This window comes from Metamycoplasma salivarium (genome assembly GCF_900660445.2).
GTDB lineage: Bacteria > Bacillota_I > Bacilli_A > Mycoplasmatales > Metamycoplasmataceae > Metamycoplasma > Metamycoplasma salivarium.
In genome coordinates this window covers 150,255-166,591 of sequence record NZ_LR214938.2, presented here as the reverse complement: position 1 = coordinate 166,591, position 16,337 = coordinate 150,255, and the positions used below count along the sequence as shown (strand labels likewise).

Annotated in this window: 17 protein-coding genes and 8 tRNA genes; 18 read left to right on the top strand and 7 right to left on the bottom strand. The window is 26.4% G+C overall.

Annotation, left to right across the window (positions count from 1 at the left end):
• Positions 1-158: 158 nt before the first annotated feature.
• Positions 159-683: a tRNA (cytidine(34)-2'-O)-methyltransferase gene (locus tag EXC60_RS06080; RefSeq protein ID WP_029670582.1), complete on the bottom strand. Its 525-nt coding sequence runs from the start codon at positions 681-683 to the stop codon at positions 159-161.
• 16 nt (positions 684-699) lie between these two features.
• Positions 700-1,383, bottom strand: coding sequence for an MmcQ/YjbR family DNA-binding protein (locus EXC60_RS06075; protein ID WP_024544071.1), 684 nt, complete (start codon positions 1,381-1,383; stop codon positions 700-702).
• Positions 1,384-1,428: 45 nt separating this feature from the next.
• On the opposite strand from EXC60_RS06075, the gene EXC60_RS06070 reads away from it, so the two are divergent.
• Positions 1,429-2,142, top strand: coding sequence for a B3/B4 domain-containing protein (locus EXC60_RS06070; protein ID WP_024544070.1), 714 nt, complete (start codon positions 1,429-1,431; stop codon positions 2,140-2,142).
• 114 nt (positions 2,143-2,256) lie between these two features.
• Positions 2,257-2,430 (top strand): hypothetical protein, encoded by a 174-nt coding sequence (locus tag EXC60_RS00830; protein WP_156909647.1) that lies wholly within the window; start codon positions 2,257-2,259, stop codon positions 2,428-2,430.
• A 61-nt stretch (positions 2,431-2,491) separates the two neighbouring features.
• Here the strand turns inward: EXC60_RS00830 and EXC60_RS06065 are convergent, their stop codons facing one another.
• On the bottom strand, positions 2,492-2,740 hold the full coding sequence (locus tag EXC60_RS06065) for a hypothetical protein (RefSeq protein WP_024544069.1): 249 nt from the start codon (positions 2,738-2,740) through the stop codon (positions 2,492-2,494).
• Positions 2,741-2,871: 131 nt separating this feature from the next.
• On the opposite strand from EXC60_RS06065, the gene obgE reads away from it, so the two are divergent.
• The 16 genes from obgE to EXC60_RS00745 all read left to right on the top strand — a co-directional run bounded on the left by obgE (position 2,872) and on the right by EXC60_RS00745 (position 11,578).
• Entirely contained in the window at positions 2,872-4,143 is a 1,272-nt protein-coding gene (gene obgE / locus EXC60_RS00820; protein ID WP_024544068.1) for a GTPase ObgE, read from the top strand.
• Positions 4,144-4,208: 65 nt separating this feature from the next.
• Positions 4,209-4,285 (top strand) — tRNA-Pro (locus tag EXC60_RS00815).
• 6 nt (positions 4,286-4,291) lie between these two features.
• Positions 4,292-4,368: transfer RNA gene (locus tag EXC60_RS00810), tRNA-Ala, on the top strand.
• 3 nt (positions 4,369-4,371) lie between these two features.
• A tRNA-Met gene (locus EXC60_RS00805) sits at positions 4,372-4,448 on the top strand.
• A 28-nt stretch (positions 4,449-4,476) separates the two neighbouring features.
• Positions 4,477-4,553: transfer RNA gene (locus EXC60_RS00800), tRNA-Ile, on the top strand.
• A 1-nt stretch (position 4,554) separates the two neighbouring features.
• Positions 4,555-4,645, top strand: a tRNA-Ser gene (locus EXC60_RS00795).
• Between the two features lie 6 nt (positions 4,646-4,651).
• Positions 4,652-4,727, top strand: a tRNA-Met gene (locus EXC60_RS00790).
• Between the two features lies 1 nt (position 4,728).
• A tRNA-Asp gene (locus tag EXC60_RS00785) sits at positions 4,729-4,805 on the top strand.
• A 3-nt stretch (positions 4,806-4,808) separates the two neighbouring features.
• Positions 4,809-4,884 (top strand) — tRNA-Phe (locus EXC60_RS00780).
• A 159-nt stretch (positions 4,885-5,043) separates the two neighbouring features.
• Positions 5,044-6,810 (top strand): lipoprotein 17-related variable surface protein, encoded by a 1,767-nt coding sequence (locus EXC60_RS00775; protein ID WP_129619852.1) that lies wholly within the window; start codon positions 5,044-5,046, stop codon positions 6,808-6,810.
• Between the two features lie 72 nt (positions 6,811-6,882).
• A complete protein-coding gene (locus EXC60_RS06060) occupies positions 6,883-7,812 on the top strand; it encodes a hypothetical protein (RefSeq protein WP_024544066.1) in 930 nt (309 codons plus the stop codon).
• 11 nt (positions 7,813-7,823) lie between these two features.
• Entirely contained in the window at positions 7,824-8,273 is a 450-nt protein-coding gene (locus EXC60_RS00765) for a hypothetical protein (protein WP_024544065.1), read from the top strand.
• Entirely contained in the window at positions 8,245-8,934 is a 690-nt protein-coding gene (gene cmk / locus EXC60_RS00760; protein ID WP_024544064.1) for a (d)CMP kinase, read from the top strand. Before EXC60_RS00765 ends, cmk begins: the two co-directional genes overlap by 29 nt.
• A complete protein-coding gene (der, locus tag EXC60_RS06055; RefSeq protein ID WP_024544063.1) occupies positions 8,934-10,247 on the top strand; it encodes a ribosome biogenesis GTPase Der in 1,314 nt (437 codons plus the stop codon). Before cmk ends, der begins: the two co-directional genes overlap by 1 nt.
• Before the next feature lies 1 nt (position 10,248).
• The gene (locus tag EXC60_RS00750; RefSeq protein WP_024544062.1) at positions 10,249-11,229 is read left to right on the top strand and encodes an NAD(P)H-dependent glycerol-3-phosphate dehydrogenase; all 981 of its coding nucleotides are present in this window, start codon (positions 10,249-10,251) and stop codon (positions 11,227-11,229) included.
• Between the two features lie 70 nt (positions 11,230-11,299).
• Positions 11,300-11,578 carry an HU family DNA-binding protein gene (locus EXC60_RS00745; protein WP_024544061.1) on the top strand — a complete coding sequence of 93 codons (279 nt, stop codon included), beginning with the start codon at positions 11,300-11,302 and terminating at the stop codon, positions 11,576-11,578.
• Here EXC60_RS00745 and recU read toward each other — a convergent pair.
• The 4 genes from recU to EXC60_RS00725 form a co-directional block, all read right to left on the bottom strand.
• On the bottom strand, positions 11,575-12,093 hold the full coding sequence (recU, locus tag EXC60_RS00740) for a Holliday junction resolvase RecU (protein WP_029670581.1): 519 nt from the start codon (positions 12,091-12,093) through the stop codon (positions 11,575-11,577). The two genes, EXC60_RS00745 and recU, sit on opposite strands and share 4 nt — an antisense overlap.
• A 64-nt stretch (positions 12,094-12,157) precedes the next feature.
• A complete protein-coding gene (locus EXC60_RS06050) occupies positions 12,158-14,299 on the bottom strand; it encodes a UU173 family protein (protein ID WP_198433441.1) in 2,142 nt (713 codons plus the stop codon).
• Complete coding sequence (locus EXC60_RS06045) at positions 14,292-15,140, bottom strand: MAGa7180 family putative nuclease (protein ID WP_051327684.1); 849 nt, start codon at positions 15,138-15,140, stop codon at positions 14,292-14,294. The genes EXC60_RS06050 and EXC60_RS06045 overlap by 8 nt, the downstream gene beginning before the upstream one ends.
• A complete protein-coding gene (locus EXC60_RS00725) occupies positions 15,140-16,219 on the bottom strand; it encodes a helix-turn-helix domain-containing protein (protein WP_024544057.1) in 1,080 nt (359 codons plus the stop codon). The genes EXC60_RS06045 and EXC60_RS00725 overlap by 1 nt, the downstream gene beginning before the upstream one ends.
• Positions 16,220-16,337 lie beyond the last annotated feature (118 nt).

The window sequence follows — 16,337 nt, the reverse complement described above, 5'->3', positions numbered from 1 at the left end:
GAACCTATTATAATAAAATTGAAATTTTTTAAAAATTACGAAAAAAAATTAAACCTAGAAGTTAATAAAAAAGACAAAAATAATTTCAATATTGGTAATTTAATGTGTATTTTTTGTGCAAAATAAAAATGCCACAACAAATTGTGACATTTCTAAAATTATTTTTCCAAAATAAAATCTTTACCTTTTTGTACTTCGAAAAGTGAGAGAGTTTTGAACTTATTTTGTCTTAAAATTTCATATAAAACAATTGATACAGAATTAGCTAAATTTAAGCTACGACATGATGCATCCATTGGAATTCTTAAACAATTTTTAATATTAGTTTGCATAATTTGTTTAGGAATTCCTGTAGATTCTGTGCCAAACATTACTCAAAGTTCATTATTTTCTTTTAATTCCTTACTAAATTTAATGTCTGAGTAAGTTTTTAAGCCATATCTTGTAATGTAATAAATATTTTTTTGTCCATATTTTTTATAAAAATCATCATAAGTTTCATGAATTTCATGTTGAATTTCACTTAAAAAATGACCTGCAGCATTTCTTTTTAATCAATGAGGATGTAAATCGAATGCAATTGGTTTAATAATATGTAATTTTGCGTTTGCAGCAGAACATGTTCTTATAATGTTTGCAGTATTAGGGCAAATTTCAGGTTGATATAGAATAATATTAATCATAATTTAACTATTATACTTACTTTGATAAAGCTAGTTTATAACTTTCATCTATTTGCTTAAAAATTGCATTAGATTCTAATCCATTATCTAAAATGATGGTATATCAATGCTTTTTATTCATATGATATGCTGAAAAATATTGCTTATTATCAAGCAATTTTAATATTTCATCTTCATTGTTATGCAAATTAATGATTACTATTTCTTTATCTAAATTTAATTTAAGACTAGATGCTTTAATTTTCATAATTAGTAAATATCATTCTTTAGTTTCTTTAAATCTAGCAATTGCACTTTTAGGATATTTATCTCACAAAAATTCAAGCTCATCATGATATTTATTTTTAATATATTCAATAATTTCCTTAGTCTGAATAGAGTTAAATTTATTATCTCCAATATTTTCAAAGCATTTTTCTGAAATTTCAGTTAGTATTTTTTGATATTCATTACTAATTTGGGCTTTGAAAGGACCATAAAAGTTTTGAACATTGTGTAAGTTATATTCATCATTAAAAGCAATATCAATAATTTTTGCATTTACTTTATCATCTTTACCAATAGTTATTTTTAACAAAAAATTTGGGTTAGATAATTTTTGTTCATAAGTGTATATGTCATTTTGTTTTTTAAATGCAAACTTGGTTAATTTATCGAAATTAGCTTTTTTATTGTCAAATATTTCATCTACCATATTCATAATTTATAATTTTATTATAGTTTAGTTGAATAGAAATGAGTTAGTATGAAAAAATTTATTGTTGATAAATCATTTTGAGATTTATTTCCTAATGCTATGTTAGGTATTATATTAATTAAAAATATGCAAAATAGTAATAACAGCCCTAAAGAAGTACAAGATATTTTAAAAAAAGCTAATAAAGATGCATATAAACATTTAGAATTTTCATCAATTTTTAGTGAAAATCCTGCAATTAAGGTTTGACGTGATACTTTTCAAAAATTTAAAACCAAAAAAGGTGCTAGGTCAAGCATAGAAGCTTTATTAAAAAGAGTTGAAAAAGATAATGAAGTAAATTCAATTAACATTTTAGTTGATTTATATAATGCAATTTCTCTAGAATTCGGACTTCCTTGTGGTGCAGAAGATATTAAAAAAATTAATGGAAATTTAATTTTAGGAATTACCAATGGTGGTGATGAATTTTATCCTTTGGGAGAAGAAGAAAACTCACCAACATTGCCAAATGAAGTTTGCTATTATGATAGTCAAGGCGCAGTTTGCAGATGCTTAAATTGAAGAGATGGTAAAAGAACTATGATTGATGAAAATACTAAAGATGCATTTTTAATTATGGAATGTGTTGATGAAACTCAATTTGATGCTTTAAAAAATGCAATTAATAAAATGTCAAATTATGCACAAAAATATTTAAATGCAAATTGTAAAACGCATTTTTTAACAAAGCAAAATAGTGAAATTATTATAGAAAACTAGCATTTTTTAGACGTTTAGAACCTTTGAGCGACCAAAAAATGCATACTTATATAAAAATTTAGAAATAATTTTGTATGTACTAAATTTAATCAAAAATATTATATTCAAGCAGTATTGAATGTTAATAGTGAAGAAAAATATGAGCAAGAATTAAAACCATTGTTTAAAACAGGGGATGAGTTTCAAAAAATTTTTATTGTTAAAGACAATGCAATTTCTCATATTAATGAAAAAGGTATAAAAATAATTAGCTTATTTGACTTCTTGCTAGATTTAGAAAAAATGTAAATTTAAAACACCATAATTTTATGGCGTTTTTATGTATTAAAATTCATTTTGAATCTTTCAATTATAGTTCTATAAGTCTTATTTGTGCATATTCATTACTATTAAATAGTGCATAAGTTGTAAATATTCTTTTACATAGAGTTAATTTTTTATAAGTGTCAACATTTATTTGAATTCACTCGTTGCAGTTAGATCTACAATAGTAAATAACTTTAATTTCATATGATTTTTTATCATCAAGATTATAAATTTCAGCAAAATCATCATAAATACTGACATCTTTTGAATTTACTAATTTTCAATCATTCATTTTTGCTCCTTTCATTAAATCTATAGCAAAATTTATTTGCTACATTATTAATTTTGTTACAAATGCTGAATCTTTTAATTTGGTAATGTTTTTTATTTTGCAAACTTGAAATCTAAAGTACAATTTAGAATATGAAATTTATAGATCAAGTAAATATTAAAGTATCTGCAGGTAATGGTGGTAATGGTATCATCAGTTTTCGTCGTGAAGCTAATGTTAATAAAGGTGGTCCTGATGGTGGCGATGGAGGCGATGGAGGCGATGTTTATTTTCAAGGTGATCCTGGTTTAAATACATTATTACCATTCCATTTTCAAACTAAATATAAGGCAGAAAATGGCGAAAATGGAAAATCAAAAAATGCTTATGGCGCTAATGGAAATGATTTAATTGTTAAAGTCCCTTTAGGAACTATGGTGTTTGAAAATGACAAACTTTTAGCTGATGTTATTGATGAAAATAAATATTTAATTGCTAAAGGTGGACTTGGGGGTAAAGGTAATGCTAAATTCAAATCAAGTCGCAACACTGCACCAAGACTTTGCGAAAATGGAACCAAAGGTGAACATTTTGATTTAACTTTGAATTTAAAAGTATTAGCTGATGTTGGTTTCGTTGGTAAACCAAGCGCTGGAAAAAGCTCTTTGCTTGCAAAAATTTCTAATGCAAAACCTAAAATTGCAAATTATGATTTTACAACATTAGTTCCTCAACTTGGACTTGTTAAATATTATGATGATTCATTTGTTGCAGCAGATTTACCTGGACTTATTGAGCATGCTGCTAAAGGAAGGGGTTTAGGAATTCAGTTTTTAAAGCATATTGAAAGATGCAAAGTGATAGCTCATGTAATTGATTTTGGTTCTAGTGATAAAGATCCAATCAAAGATTATCAAATTATTAATCATGAACTATCATCATATAATTTGTTTTTAGAAAAATTACCACAAATTATTATTGCTAACAAATCAGATTTGCCTTCTTATAAAGAACATTTAAAAGCATTCAAAAAGAAATATTCTAAATTAAAAGTTGTTGAATGTTCTTGTTTACTAAATGAAAATATTGATAAAGTAATTGAAATATTAGCTAAAACTGTAAAAGAAACAAATTCAATTATTGAAAACGCTAATAAAGATTTAGAAAAACAAGAAATTACTATTACATTAGAACAAGATCCGTTAATAGCAACTAGATTAGATAATTCTCATTTTGAAATTAAAAGCAAAAGAGTTTACGATTTATATCATAAGATTCCTTTAGTATCAATTGATAATTTATGAAGATTAAACTATAAATTAAAAGCATTAGGTGTTTATGAATTGCTAAAAGAAAAAGGAATTAAAAATGGTGATTATGTTAAAATACTTGATTATGAATTTATGTGAGATGATGAACTTTAAAAATTACTTTTTTTAATTGTATTTTGCAGAAATTTATATATAATAATAGACGCATTTATTGCTAAGGAGAAGTAGCTCAGCTTGGTAGAGCGCTTGGTTTGGGACCAAGTGGTCGCAGGTTCAAATCCTGTCTTCTTCACCATTTTATGGGGGGGTAGCTCACCTGGCCAGAGCGCCTGCCTTGCACGCAGGAGGTAGAGGGTTCGAGTCCCTTCCTCTCCACCATTTGGCACTGTAGCTCAGTTGGTTAGAGCGTCCGGTTCATACCCGGAAGGTCAAGAGTTCGACTCTCTTCGGTGCTACCATATGAAGGAACTCAGCAGAGTTTGATTTGGACCCATAGCTCAGTTGGTTAGAGCAACCGGCTCATAACCGGTCGGTCACAGGTTCGAGTCCTGTTGGGTCCACCATGGGCAATTACCCAAGAGGCTGAAGGGAGTAGTCTTGAAAACTACCAGGGGCTTCACGGCCCGCGGGGGTTCAAATCCCTCATTGCCCGCCATTATATCGCGGAATAGAGCAGCTGGTAGCTCGTCGGGCTCATAACCCGAAGGTCATTGGTTCAAATCCAATTTCCGCAACCACGGTCCAGTGGTAAAGTGGTTTAATACGCTTCCCTGTCACGGAAGAGATCGCGGGTTCAATTCCCGTCTGGACCGCCATTTGGCTCTGTAGCTCAGTTGGTAGAGCAACGGACTGAAGCTCCGTGTGTCGCTGGTTCGATTCCTGCCGGAGCCACCATTTCAGAAATTTCTGGCGAAACGTCTATGGCGTTTTTTTATTTTTAATTTTTTTGTAAATTTCAGTTTTTTTCTATATACTTATGCTTATTACACATTTAAAAACTAATTATTGCATTTAAATTTAATGTAATTAAAGACAAAAAATTAAAGGAAATTTATGAAAAAATCTAATAAATTATTATTGGCAAGTTCAGGACTTTTGTCAACTTTTGCAATTTTGCCTTTTGCAATCTTATCATGTGATAATAAAGCAAAAATTTTAAAACAACTAAATGAATATGTAGAAAAAGAATTTGATTTAAAAATCGATGCATGAAAATATACAATTGATGAAGCTTTAGATATTAACAAATATATAAACAACCTTAAATCAGGTTACAAATTCAATTTAAAATCAATTACAAAAAACAATAATAAGGTTGAAGTTAAATACACAATTACTGATTTGAAAAATAATGTTGAATCTAATGAATTTTCAAAAGAATTCTCAGGTTTTAAAGATAAACCTGTTGATCCAAGTGAAAAATATGATGCTACAAAAAATAGAGATGAATTAATTTCATTGTTTGAAATAACAAAAACTACTTTTGCATCAACTAATGTTGCTAAATTTGTAAATAATAAAGAAAATACTCATTTCAAATTATCTGAAGTTAAAGTTATTGAATATGATGACTCATTAGGGACTTTAAAAGCTTCTATTAAAGGCAAATATAATAATTTTGATTTTCAAGATGAATTTACCATTAACGATTTTAAAAAGCCTTTAACTTCATTAAATTCAATGACTTTAAATGCAAAATTAAATATTAATAAGTTAATTGAAGAAAAGAAAACTTTTGATGATATTAAAACATTAACTAATTCACAATTATTAGCATATATCGAAGAACTTAAGGGACTTGATGAAAATGGAAATCAAGTAGATGTTTTAGACTTACTAAGAGATACTAATTATAAAATTAACTCATTAAAGATTAGCAATGGAACCAAATTTAATTTAGCTATAAGTGTTTCATATAATAAAAAAGATAAAAATGCTGCTGAAGTTGTTGAATCTAAACAAATTGCAAATTATGTAAATAGAGATTTTGAAAAAACTACTTTTGGTAATGAAGAAATTGCTAAATATTTATTAACTAAAATTAAAGAAACAGCTGCAGATAAGACAGAATTTGCTTCTTCATACGTTTCTGATTTTTATAGAAGAAATATCAATGTAGCACCAACACTTGCAAAATTACCGGATGAATTTAAAAAAGCATATGGTGCAGATATAATATATGTTGACACTATTAGCGTTAAAGCAAATGATATAACTGGAGAATTACATTTACAATATTGCCTTACTATTGAAAAAGGTAGTGAAAAATATCATTCAGCTACAAAAGAAACAACTATCAAAGGATTTAAAAAAGTTGATGAAAATACTATTAGAAATTTTACAGTAGGTCCAAAAGTATCTGAACTTTCTGATCAACAATGATTAAAACTAAAAGCTGACATCAAGAAGTTGTATGAAGATAATGGAAGTAAACCTGATTTCAAAATAACCGATAGTATCCAAAAAGCAAAATTCTTTAGATATGCTAACGGTAACGATACTTGAAATGTGATTAAAGAAGGAACAACTGCAAAAGATGCAAGTGTTTATACTGAAAATGGGCATTGAGAATTTTTTACTAATGGAGTAAAGGCATCAGAAGATTTTAATCGTCAAAGAGGACTATTCAATATGTCAAAATTTCAAGTAAAAACTGTTTCAATAAAATTTGTAGAAATTTCAAATTTCAGAAAACGAAATAACTTATTGTGATTTGATTATATTTTTGAAATAAGATTCCAATTGCATAGTTCATCTTCCGCAAGCACTGATGAAGATACTACATTAATAAAAAAATTTGCATATTCAATGTGAGTTTAGTGAAATATATATTTCACATTTTTTATTTTTGTATGGAAAAATTAAATTAAATTTAGTATAGAATTAGATATTATGGCTAGTAAAGAAACAAGAAAAATGTTTGGTGAGTTAGTTAAAAAAACTCATCGCAATAAATTAATATTATGAACTACTTTACCTATTACTCTAACAGCAGTATTAGGTGGTGCCATTTATTTTGCTGTTAAGAATAATCGTCCAATTACAAAACCATTTGTAGATATTGAAAATTTTAATCAATTAGCAGACGAAGTAAAAATTAAGACAAATTCTGAATTAAGCGTTTCTCCAAACGATTTGCTTAAAAATTTTGAAGAAAGAAAAGATAGCAAAGATTTTGATATAGATGCTTATCTGTCTTTTACATTTAGCAAGGATTTAGATTTTGATAAAAACAAAAAATTACGTGTTAAGTTTTTAAATATTGAAAGATCAGCGACTGATAATAGCATTAAATTAACTTATGAAGTTACATTAAATTATGATAACGTTGTTGGTTCTTATGAAACTAGTAAAACAAAAGGTACTTCAAAATCAAAATATTACAAGGTATTTACTGTTACTATACCATACGAAACAACCGCGGAAGATTTATCTAACAATTTAGAATTTAATAAAAATGTTCAAGATGCTATGGACGCTATTAGAAAAATTATTACTAGTTATGATAAAGACCATGATAAAGATGGTGCTAAATGATTTGCTTCATTAGAATTTAGAAATCAAGTTTGAGAATGATTTTCAAATATCTTTAATAAGAGCAATGCTTATCCAGATTTATATAGTCCAAATTTATATGAACTTAAACCATATTTGTGTAAAGATAATAATGCAAATCATAAATATGTTGAATGAATTCCAAAACTTAATTCTTTAACTATTGATTATCAATTTGTTGAAAGGATTATTGAACAACTAGGTGTAACAAAAAAAGAACCTATAAGAAGTCCTGCAATTAGAAAAATTTTTACAATTAACGTTTAAAAGATTTATGTATGACAATTAAAAAGAATAAAAACTACTTCGAACGTAAAAATCAGATTGATTTGATAAGCGACAAAAATTTGCAAAAAAACAAATATGTCAAAATGATGAATAAAATTAAAGACTTTTTTCAAACTAAAACAAATTCAACAGAATTAGTAAGTAAAGAGTTTGAACAATTTTATGACAATAGCGAAATTATCAATTTTGATAAAGATGATTTGAGCAACAGTAGTTTTAATGATACTTTAGTTGATGAAAAGCAAATTAAGAGAATGATATCTAGAATAGATGACATTTTAAAAATTACTAATAAGCATAAAGATGTAAACGAGATTTTTAAATTTAATGATGATGCTGAAAGTATGATTAAATTATTAAAATCTAAGCAAAAAGAATATGAACAATTAAAATCAAAAGAAGGTAGCCAAAATGAGAGAGAAGAAAGAAATAAGAATTAATATTGCTATTGATGGTCCTTCTGGAGTTGGAAAATCTTATATTTCTAAAATGTTAGCTAAGGAATTAAATTATAAATTTATTAGTAGTGGAAATTTATATCGTGCAATTGCGTATAATGCATTAGCGAATAACTTAGATTTAAATGATGAAAAATTAATATCAGATAGTTTTGAATCATCTGATTTAAATATATTAGATGATGATTCAATTATTTTCAAAAATGAAAATATTACTGAAAAACTTAGAGCAAATGAAGTTTCAGATGCCGCATCTACGATTGCAAAATACCAAAAAGTTAGAGAAAAAATTAATCATTTTATTCAACAATATAGTGAAGTTAACAAGGGTGTTATTGTTGATGGTAGAGATGCAACATATCGAATTTTGCCTAATGCAGAGGCTAAATTTTATATGTGAGCTTCTCCTGAAGTTAGAGCAATGCGTAGAGTTAGACAAAATAAAGAACTAGGAATTAATTCTAACTATGACGAAGTTTATGAAGCTTTAAAAATTAGAGATTATAATGATATGAATCGTAAAGTTGATCCTTTAAAAATCAGCGAAGGTAGTATTGTAATTGATACAGAACATATGAGTATTCCAGAAAATTTTGATGCATTGTATGTACATATTCTAAGAATCATTAAGGATAAAAAGTAATGGAAAATATTGTTGCAATTATTGGAAAACCTAATGTTGGAAAAAGCACTTTATTCAATAAAATAATTAACAAACGTAAATCTATTGTTTATGATACTCCAGGCGTAACTAGAGATAGATTATATGAAGATGCAACTTGAGCTGGCAAAGCGTTTAAGGTGATTGATACTGGTGGAATTACTATTGAAAATGATGATTTTAAAAAATCAATTAAGATTCAAGCGCAAATAGCAATTGAAGAAGCTAACATAATAATTTTTGTTATTGATGGGATTGATAATTTAACAACAGAAGATTATTTTATTGTTGATTTGCTAAGAAAAAGCAATAAAAAAGTTTTACTTGCAATTAATAAATTTGAAGGAAATAAGACTTTTTATGACAATAAAATTTATACATTAGGATTTAAAAACATTTTTCCAATAAGTGCAATTCATGGCGATGGCGTTGGTGATTTATTAGACGAAGTTGTAAATGGTATTAATGAAAATAATGTTTTAGATAATAATAGATACACGAAACTAACTTTGTTAGGAAAACCTAATGTTGGAAAAAGCACAATTTTAAATACTTTGTCAAATGAAAATAGATCAATTGTTAGTGAAATTGAAGGGACTACTAGAGATTCTGTTTCTTCAATTGTCAAATTGGGCAATTCTGAATATGAAATTATTGATACTGCAGGAATTAGAAGAAAGAATAAATTATTAGATAGTATTGAACATTATTCATTAATTAGAGCTAATAATTCTTTAGATGAAGCAGACATTTGTCTTTTAATATTAGATGCAACTGAACCAATTAGTTTATTTCATCAAAATATTATTGGTTTAGCTTATGAAAAGAAAAAACCGTTAATTGTAATTGTTAATAAATGAGATTTGATTGAAAAAGATACAAATACAATGGATAAATACAAAAAAGAATTAAGCAAAAAACTTAAATTTGTAGATTGAGCTCCAATTGTATTCATTTCAGCGTTAAATAAATTAAGAATATCAAAACTAATTGAAACGATTAATTTAGTAGAAACTAACATTAAAAGACAAATTACTACCAACCAACTAAACCAATTAATGATTCAAGCACAGTTAATTAAACCTGCAAGTTCAATTAATGGAAGAAGACTTTCAATTAAATTTGCAAAACAAGTTGATGCAAAAATTCCAACTTTTTTACTATTTGTAAATGATAAAAAACTAGCACACTTTACTTATTTAAGATATATTGAAAATCAAATTAGAGAAAATTTTGATTTTGTAGGAACACCTATTGAGCTTATTTTAAGAGATGGTAAAGGAGAAAAAGAATAATATGGCAAAAATAACAATTATTGGTAGTGGTGCAATGGGAAGTGCGTGTGCAAATATTTTAGTTGATAATAGACACGATGTCACAATTTATGGTATTGATCAAAATGAGCTAGATGATTTGCAAAATGGCAAAAATAGCAAATATTTTGGTGATATTGAGCTTAACAAATTTAAAACTACCTCGAATTTAAAAGAAGCATTAGATAAAACTGAATTTGTTGTTTTAGCTATCCCGACTAAGTTTATTGCATCTGTTTATCAGGATATTTTAAACAACTTAAACTCTAAAGTTGTGATTATTAATGTTTGCAAAGGATTTTGGCCTAACACAACTAAATCATTGCATGCAATGTTAAAAATTAAAGCTAAAAATAATGAAAAGATAGTTGATGTTGTTTCATTAATAGGTCCTTCATTTGCAATTGAAATAGTAAAAAGAGCTATCACTTTTGTAGATGCTGTCGGAAATAACATTTTATATATTCAAATAGTTCAAAATTTATTTTCAAATGATTATTTTAAGATTTTAGTTCAAACAGATGTCAAAGGTGCTGAAATTGGATCTATTTATAAAAATATTATTGCAATAGCAAGTGGAATGTTAGTAGGGCTTGGCTATAACATTAACACACAAGCCGCATTAATTACAATGTCTTTGCGTGAAATTAAAAAATATTGTAATTACAAAAAAGCTAAAATTTCAACAATTTACGGTCTATGTGGACTTGGAGATTTAATATTAACTTCTACTTCTGATAAATCTAGAAATTTTAGTTATGGGATGAATCTTGCATTAAACAAACCTTATGAAAATATAACTGTTGAAGGTGTTGCATCTATCAAAAACATATATGAAAATATTTGTAAAAAAAATATTTTGCATTTGCCTATTGTTACTATGCTATACGAAGTTATATTTTTGCATAAAGAACCACAAAAATCCGTCAATGAGTTAATAAAATTTGCACCTGAAAGAGAATAAGCATTTTATTTTTAATTTTTTGCAAAAAATGGTATTATGTTCTTTACTAATATGAAAGGAATGGTAATATATGAACAAACATGAATTAATCGTTAAAACAAGCGAAAATATTGGGCAACCACAAATTATGGTTGAAGCTGTTTGAGACGAAATGGAAAGATTGATTATCGAAGAGTTGGTTAAAAAATCAGTAGTTTCGTTATCAGGTTTTGGTACATTCTCAGTAGTTGAAAAACCAGAAGTTACAAGAATTAATAACTTCACAAAACAATCAATTATTGTGCCTGCAAAAGTTGAACCTAAATTCAAATTTTCTGATGTATTCAAAGCACAAGTTAACCGTAACTAAGACATTCAATTTTTATTGATAATATCTATATAGTTTAAAACTCCTGGAAAATTCAATTGCATTTCAAAACCAATTTTAAGTGCTTCTGAAAATTTCAGAGTTTTTTTATTTTTGATATTTGTTATTAAGTCTCTATGCCTTATCATAATAAAAACATTTTGAAGTTTAAAATAAATAATTCAAAATGCAATGCCTTTAAAAGCTTCAATTAAACTTAAATATTCAATTTGATGTTTTTTAATATTAGATAATGAAAAATTTTTGTTTTCCGTGCTCTTTGCTTCAAAAGCTAAAAATTTACCATCTCAAATTCCATAATAATCAACTGTACTTTTGTTAATTATTCTAGCTGATTTGGTGAATAACTCTTTATTTTGTACACTAACTCCTTTAAACTTAATATCCAAATTTTTCTTATGTACAAGACATATTTTATTTTGCATATAGAAACTATTTGTTTGATTAATAATTGTTTCTAATAACATTCCTCTATTTTGACCATTAATAATTTGCATATATAATAATTACAGCAAAAAAGAAACATCTAGTTTCCCAAATGTTTCACAAATTATTAATAGTTTAATTAGTTTGCTTGTTAAAACCTAGATATTCTAATATTTGATTATCATAATATTTATGGTTGTTCCATATTTTTCAAAATGCTTCTGCAGCCATAATCATTGCCATAACATCATTATGACAATAAATTTTTAAAGACTCAGATATTTTTTTTCATTCAGCATCACCAATTTTTCCTTGTACTCTTAAAATTGCTTTATCCAATGCCATAGCTCCATTTTTAATTGCTAAATTAGCATAAGGTTGGATTTTGTGTTTTAAATCATCATATTCTTTGTGACCAGTAATATATTTTTCAACTAATTTAATTGAAGATTTCCCCTTTAAATAGCTAATAGTAAACATAGTTTTTTTGTATGTTGCTAAGCTACCAATTTTTATAAAACGTTCTAAATCTAATATTTTAGATAGAATAAAATCTATTTTAAAGTATATTTCTTGCTTTTTTTCTTCTGATATTTGACCTGCGATGAAATAACATTCTAAATATCTTTTGATTTCATTTAATCTTGAATGTTCATATCCCGCATTAAATACGACATAGGCATCTGCATTTTCATCATATAAATCATTAACAATTTTTATAAAAGTATCAATTCCGTAACTGCATGGATCATAAACATGGTTTTGTGAATAAATTTGCTCGTAATTTTTAATGTCTTTATTTCAAATAGTTTTAATAATTGAAGTTTGTGCAATTAATTGCGTTCATGGAATATGAAAATCAATGATTGGTATTGTGTTTGTAACACCTTCAAAATCAAATCATACAAAATATTGGTGTTCTAAATCCATAAAACGTTCATAATATCTTTTATTAGTATCAGTGATTTTTGCAAACATTGGATCAACATTATTAATAGAAATTAAAGCATCATTCTTATAAAAATTAATTGCATCTTTTTCGACAAGTGATGGAGATCGCACTTCTTTTTTTAGTTTACCAAACACTCCAAATGTACTATCTTGATATTCTTTTGAACCTAAAATTGCATCAGGATGATATTTTTCAATAATTTGTTTATGTACATCATTAGTGTCTTCATATTTGTAAGTTAAATAAAAAAGTGGCGATTCATCAATAGTTTCGGGTAATTCTCAAGCGGTGATTTTTGATTCTATATCATTAACATAATCTTTAAATTCATCAATTGATATTTTTTTAAGCTCTCCATATCCCGTTGTTAGAAAATTAATAATTTTTGTAGTATTAGATAAATCTGTTGTTTGAACATTGCGTGAAGTTTTTGATACTGCTGATATTTCTGAAATTGTAAAGTTGTTTTTGCCTTTTCTTCATTTTTGCATTTCTTCAATATATGCCTCTAATTTTTCAGCATCAGTTCATTTTCTAAATGCAAAACTATCAAAAACACCACTTTTTTTCATTAAGCATAGTTTGTAGTCAAAAACATCATATCCAAGTTTTGTTAATATTGAATAATCAAATCATGCGCGCAATAGCTTTGAACTACTAGTTTTTCCTGAATATCCTAAATTACCTAATACTTTATCATTAGGCATATAAAAATAAGGAGAAGCAACAATGTCTTTTCACATAAAAACTGGGTTAATAATTAACCTATAGCCATCTTTAATTGCTAAATTTGTTTCGTGTGCCTTATCTTCAATAGATAATTTTGATGAAATGATTTTAATTTCTGAAATATTAAGATTATATGTTTGACACATATAACTTTGCAAAAATTCAGTTGCTTGATCACTATATAATTTAATGCCATCAACTTTTAATAATATTTCATTGAAATTTTCAAAAATTGCGGCATATTTTTTTAATTCTTCTTCAGATAAAGATTTTTTAAAGTTAAGATTCTGTGTTGAATTTAACTTAATAACATAATTAATTTTTTCTTCAAAAGTATTTAATTGTAAATATTCATTAACTTTGTCTTGAACAATATAAGTTTTGACAATTAAATCCAAGTCCCTTTCATATTCTTCTATATCGAAATTTAATTCTAAAAAAGAATTTTCTTCAAGATCCTCATCATCAGCGTTTGCTAATTCTAAAAGTTCATCATTAGGAATGTATTTATTTAAGATGAAATAATGGGGGTAATTGCAATATCTAAAATAATGTGTAAATTTGTAATATTTTGGAATTAATTCTTTTTTATTCATCATGTAAAGACACCTTTCCTTCATATGCTCATTTTAAAAATAAATTTTTTCATTCCTCTTCATTATGACATGCAACAAATTCTAAAAAATCTGCATCTAGCATTTCATTTCATTTAGGACTCTTACCTAAACTAGTATATTTTTCATATCAATCTAATGCTTTTTGAATGTCATCTTTTGCTTGAGTAATATTTAATGAAAAGTCAAAGTTTTTTAAATGTCTCTTTGAAATGTTTAACAGTTCAGGATGCTCATAATCTTCATCTTCTAAAAACAAACCAACAATAGAAAACTTTGTTGCGTTCATTAGATAAGCATATAGTTGTGTTTGCTTAATATACTTAATTGGTGGAGAAAATTTCACTCAATTTTGATAGTTTTTAACATTAGTGGTTTTTATTTCAACAACAAAGTTTTTTTCCTTAATAAAACCATCAGGAATTCCACCAAATTGTGGGTTGTCTTTAAAATAATCATATTCAGCAACATCATTTAGTCTTTGAACTGGAAATTTAATTTTATTTTCAACTGCATCTAAAACTTTTGGCTCCAAAACTTTACCAGCATAAACATATTTATCATCAAGCATAGGCAATGTTAAATTGAATAATTTGCAAAAAGCAGCAAAAGGTGAACTAAAAGTGTCAACATTCAAAATATCTCCTAAATTTGTTGCAAAAATTTTTTTAAATCCACCTCATTTACCCTTATTTTTAAGTAATGTTTGATGAAACTCCAGAGATAATACTAATTCTTTTGTTTGATAGTCTAAGGTATATTGACTGCCATTATACAAAGTTCTTTTTTTAAATTTTTCATTGAAAAGACTTAAAAAATCCATTATTCATGTTCTCCTTCATTGTCATCAAATGTTACAACTTCATATTTTTGTTGAATTAAATAAAATAATTGTTGTTTTGTTAAATCAATGGATTCATTATTTTCATTTGAGTGAACAACTTCATAAGCTAAAATAGCTTCATAAATAGCTTTATATTTTGTTGGAGATGAATGTTCTCATTTAAAATATTCCTTCATAACTTGCTTGTCAATTGCATCTTCAGTATATTGTGGAAAATAACAATGTATTAATTCATGTAAAAGTCCAAAGAAAATAAAGGGTTCAGAATGATACATATCTGATAAAAATATATATCTTTTGGCGCCTTTTTTTAAGGTAATTCCTCTAATAATACATTCTTCAATAAAAGGTCTTGTAACTAAAATAATTCCTTTGGTTCCTAAAAAATCTTTTAGTTTGACAATTTTAGTTTGAAAATTGTCAGTTTCTTCACTCATAATAGTTAAAACTTTTTTAATAACAGATTTAAAAGAACCATTTCTAAAAATTCCTAAAGTTTTTTTGTTATTAATTCCTTCAATAGAAAGTTCACAAAATCTAATCCAAATGTAAACATTTTTTTTGTCAACATATTTTTTTGATTCAGCAAGTGCATGGTCCATTAAATATTGATGATAATCTTCAAGTTTTGAAACCCCATAAAACCTTTTAAGTTCCATAAGTCTCATATATTTTTCCATTTCATTATCAATTAAAATACCAAAAGGTAACGAAAGTTCATGGTGTTTAATTAAAAAACTAAGACCATATGTATTCATTACTTGATCTATATTTTCAACAGTATTTACAATTCTTTGGTTGTTGTATTCATTATAAACCTTACTAAGCAATCCAGCAGGAAGTCTAAATACATATTCTAGTCCTTCTAAAACTGATGCAGGAATATCATTTATAGTGTTTTTTAAAATTGAATTAATATGTTTAACACTAACTCCCAAACGCATTGCTAGTTCTTTTTGTGTCATTTCCAAATTTCTTAGTAGGTATTTGACTTCATTTGAAAAATTATCAGCGTGTAGTTCGGTCTTATAATGTGTACATTTGATTAAATTTGCCATAATTATTGTCCTTTATTTTCCTTATTTTATAAATAAATTATAATACTTTAAAATGCACTTTCAGTCAATAAAAAGTGTAAAAAAATGGAAAATAATTATCACATTTTATCTCTTAAAT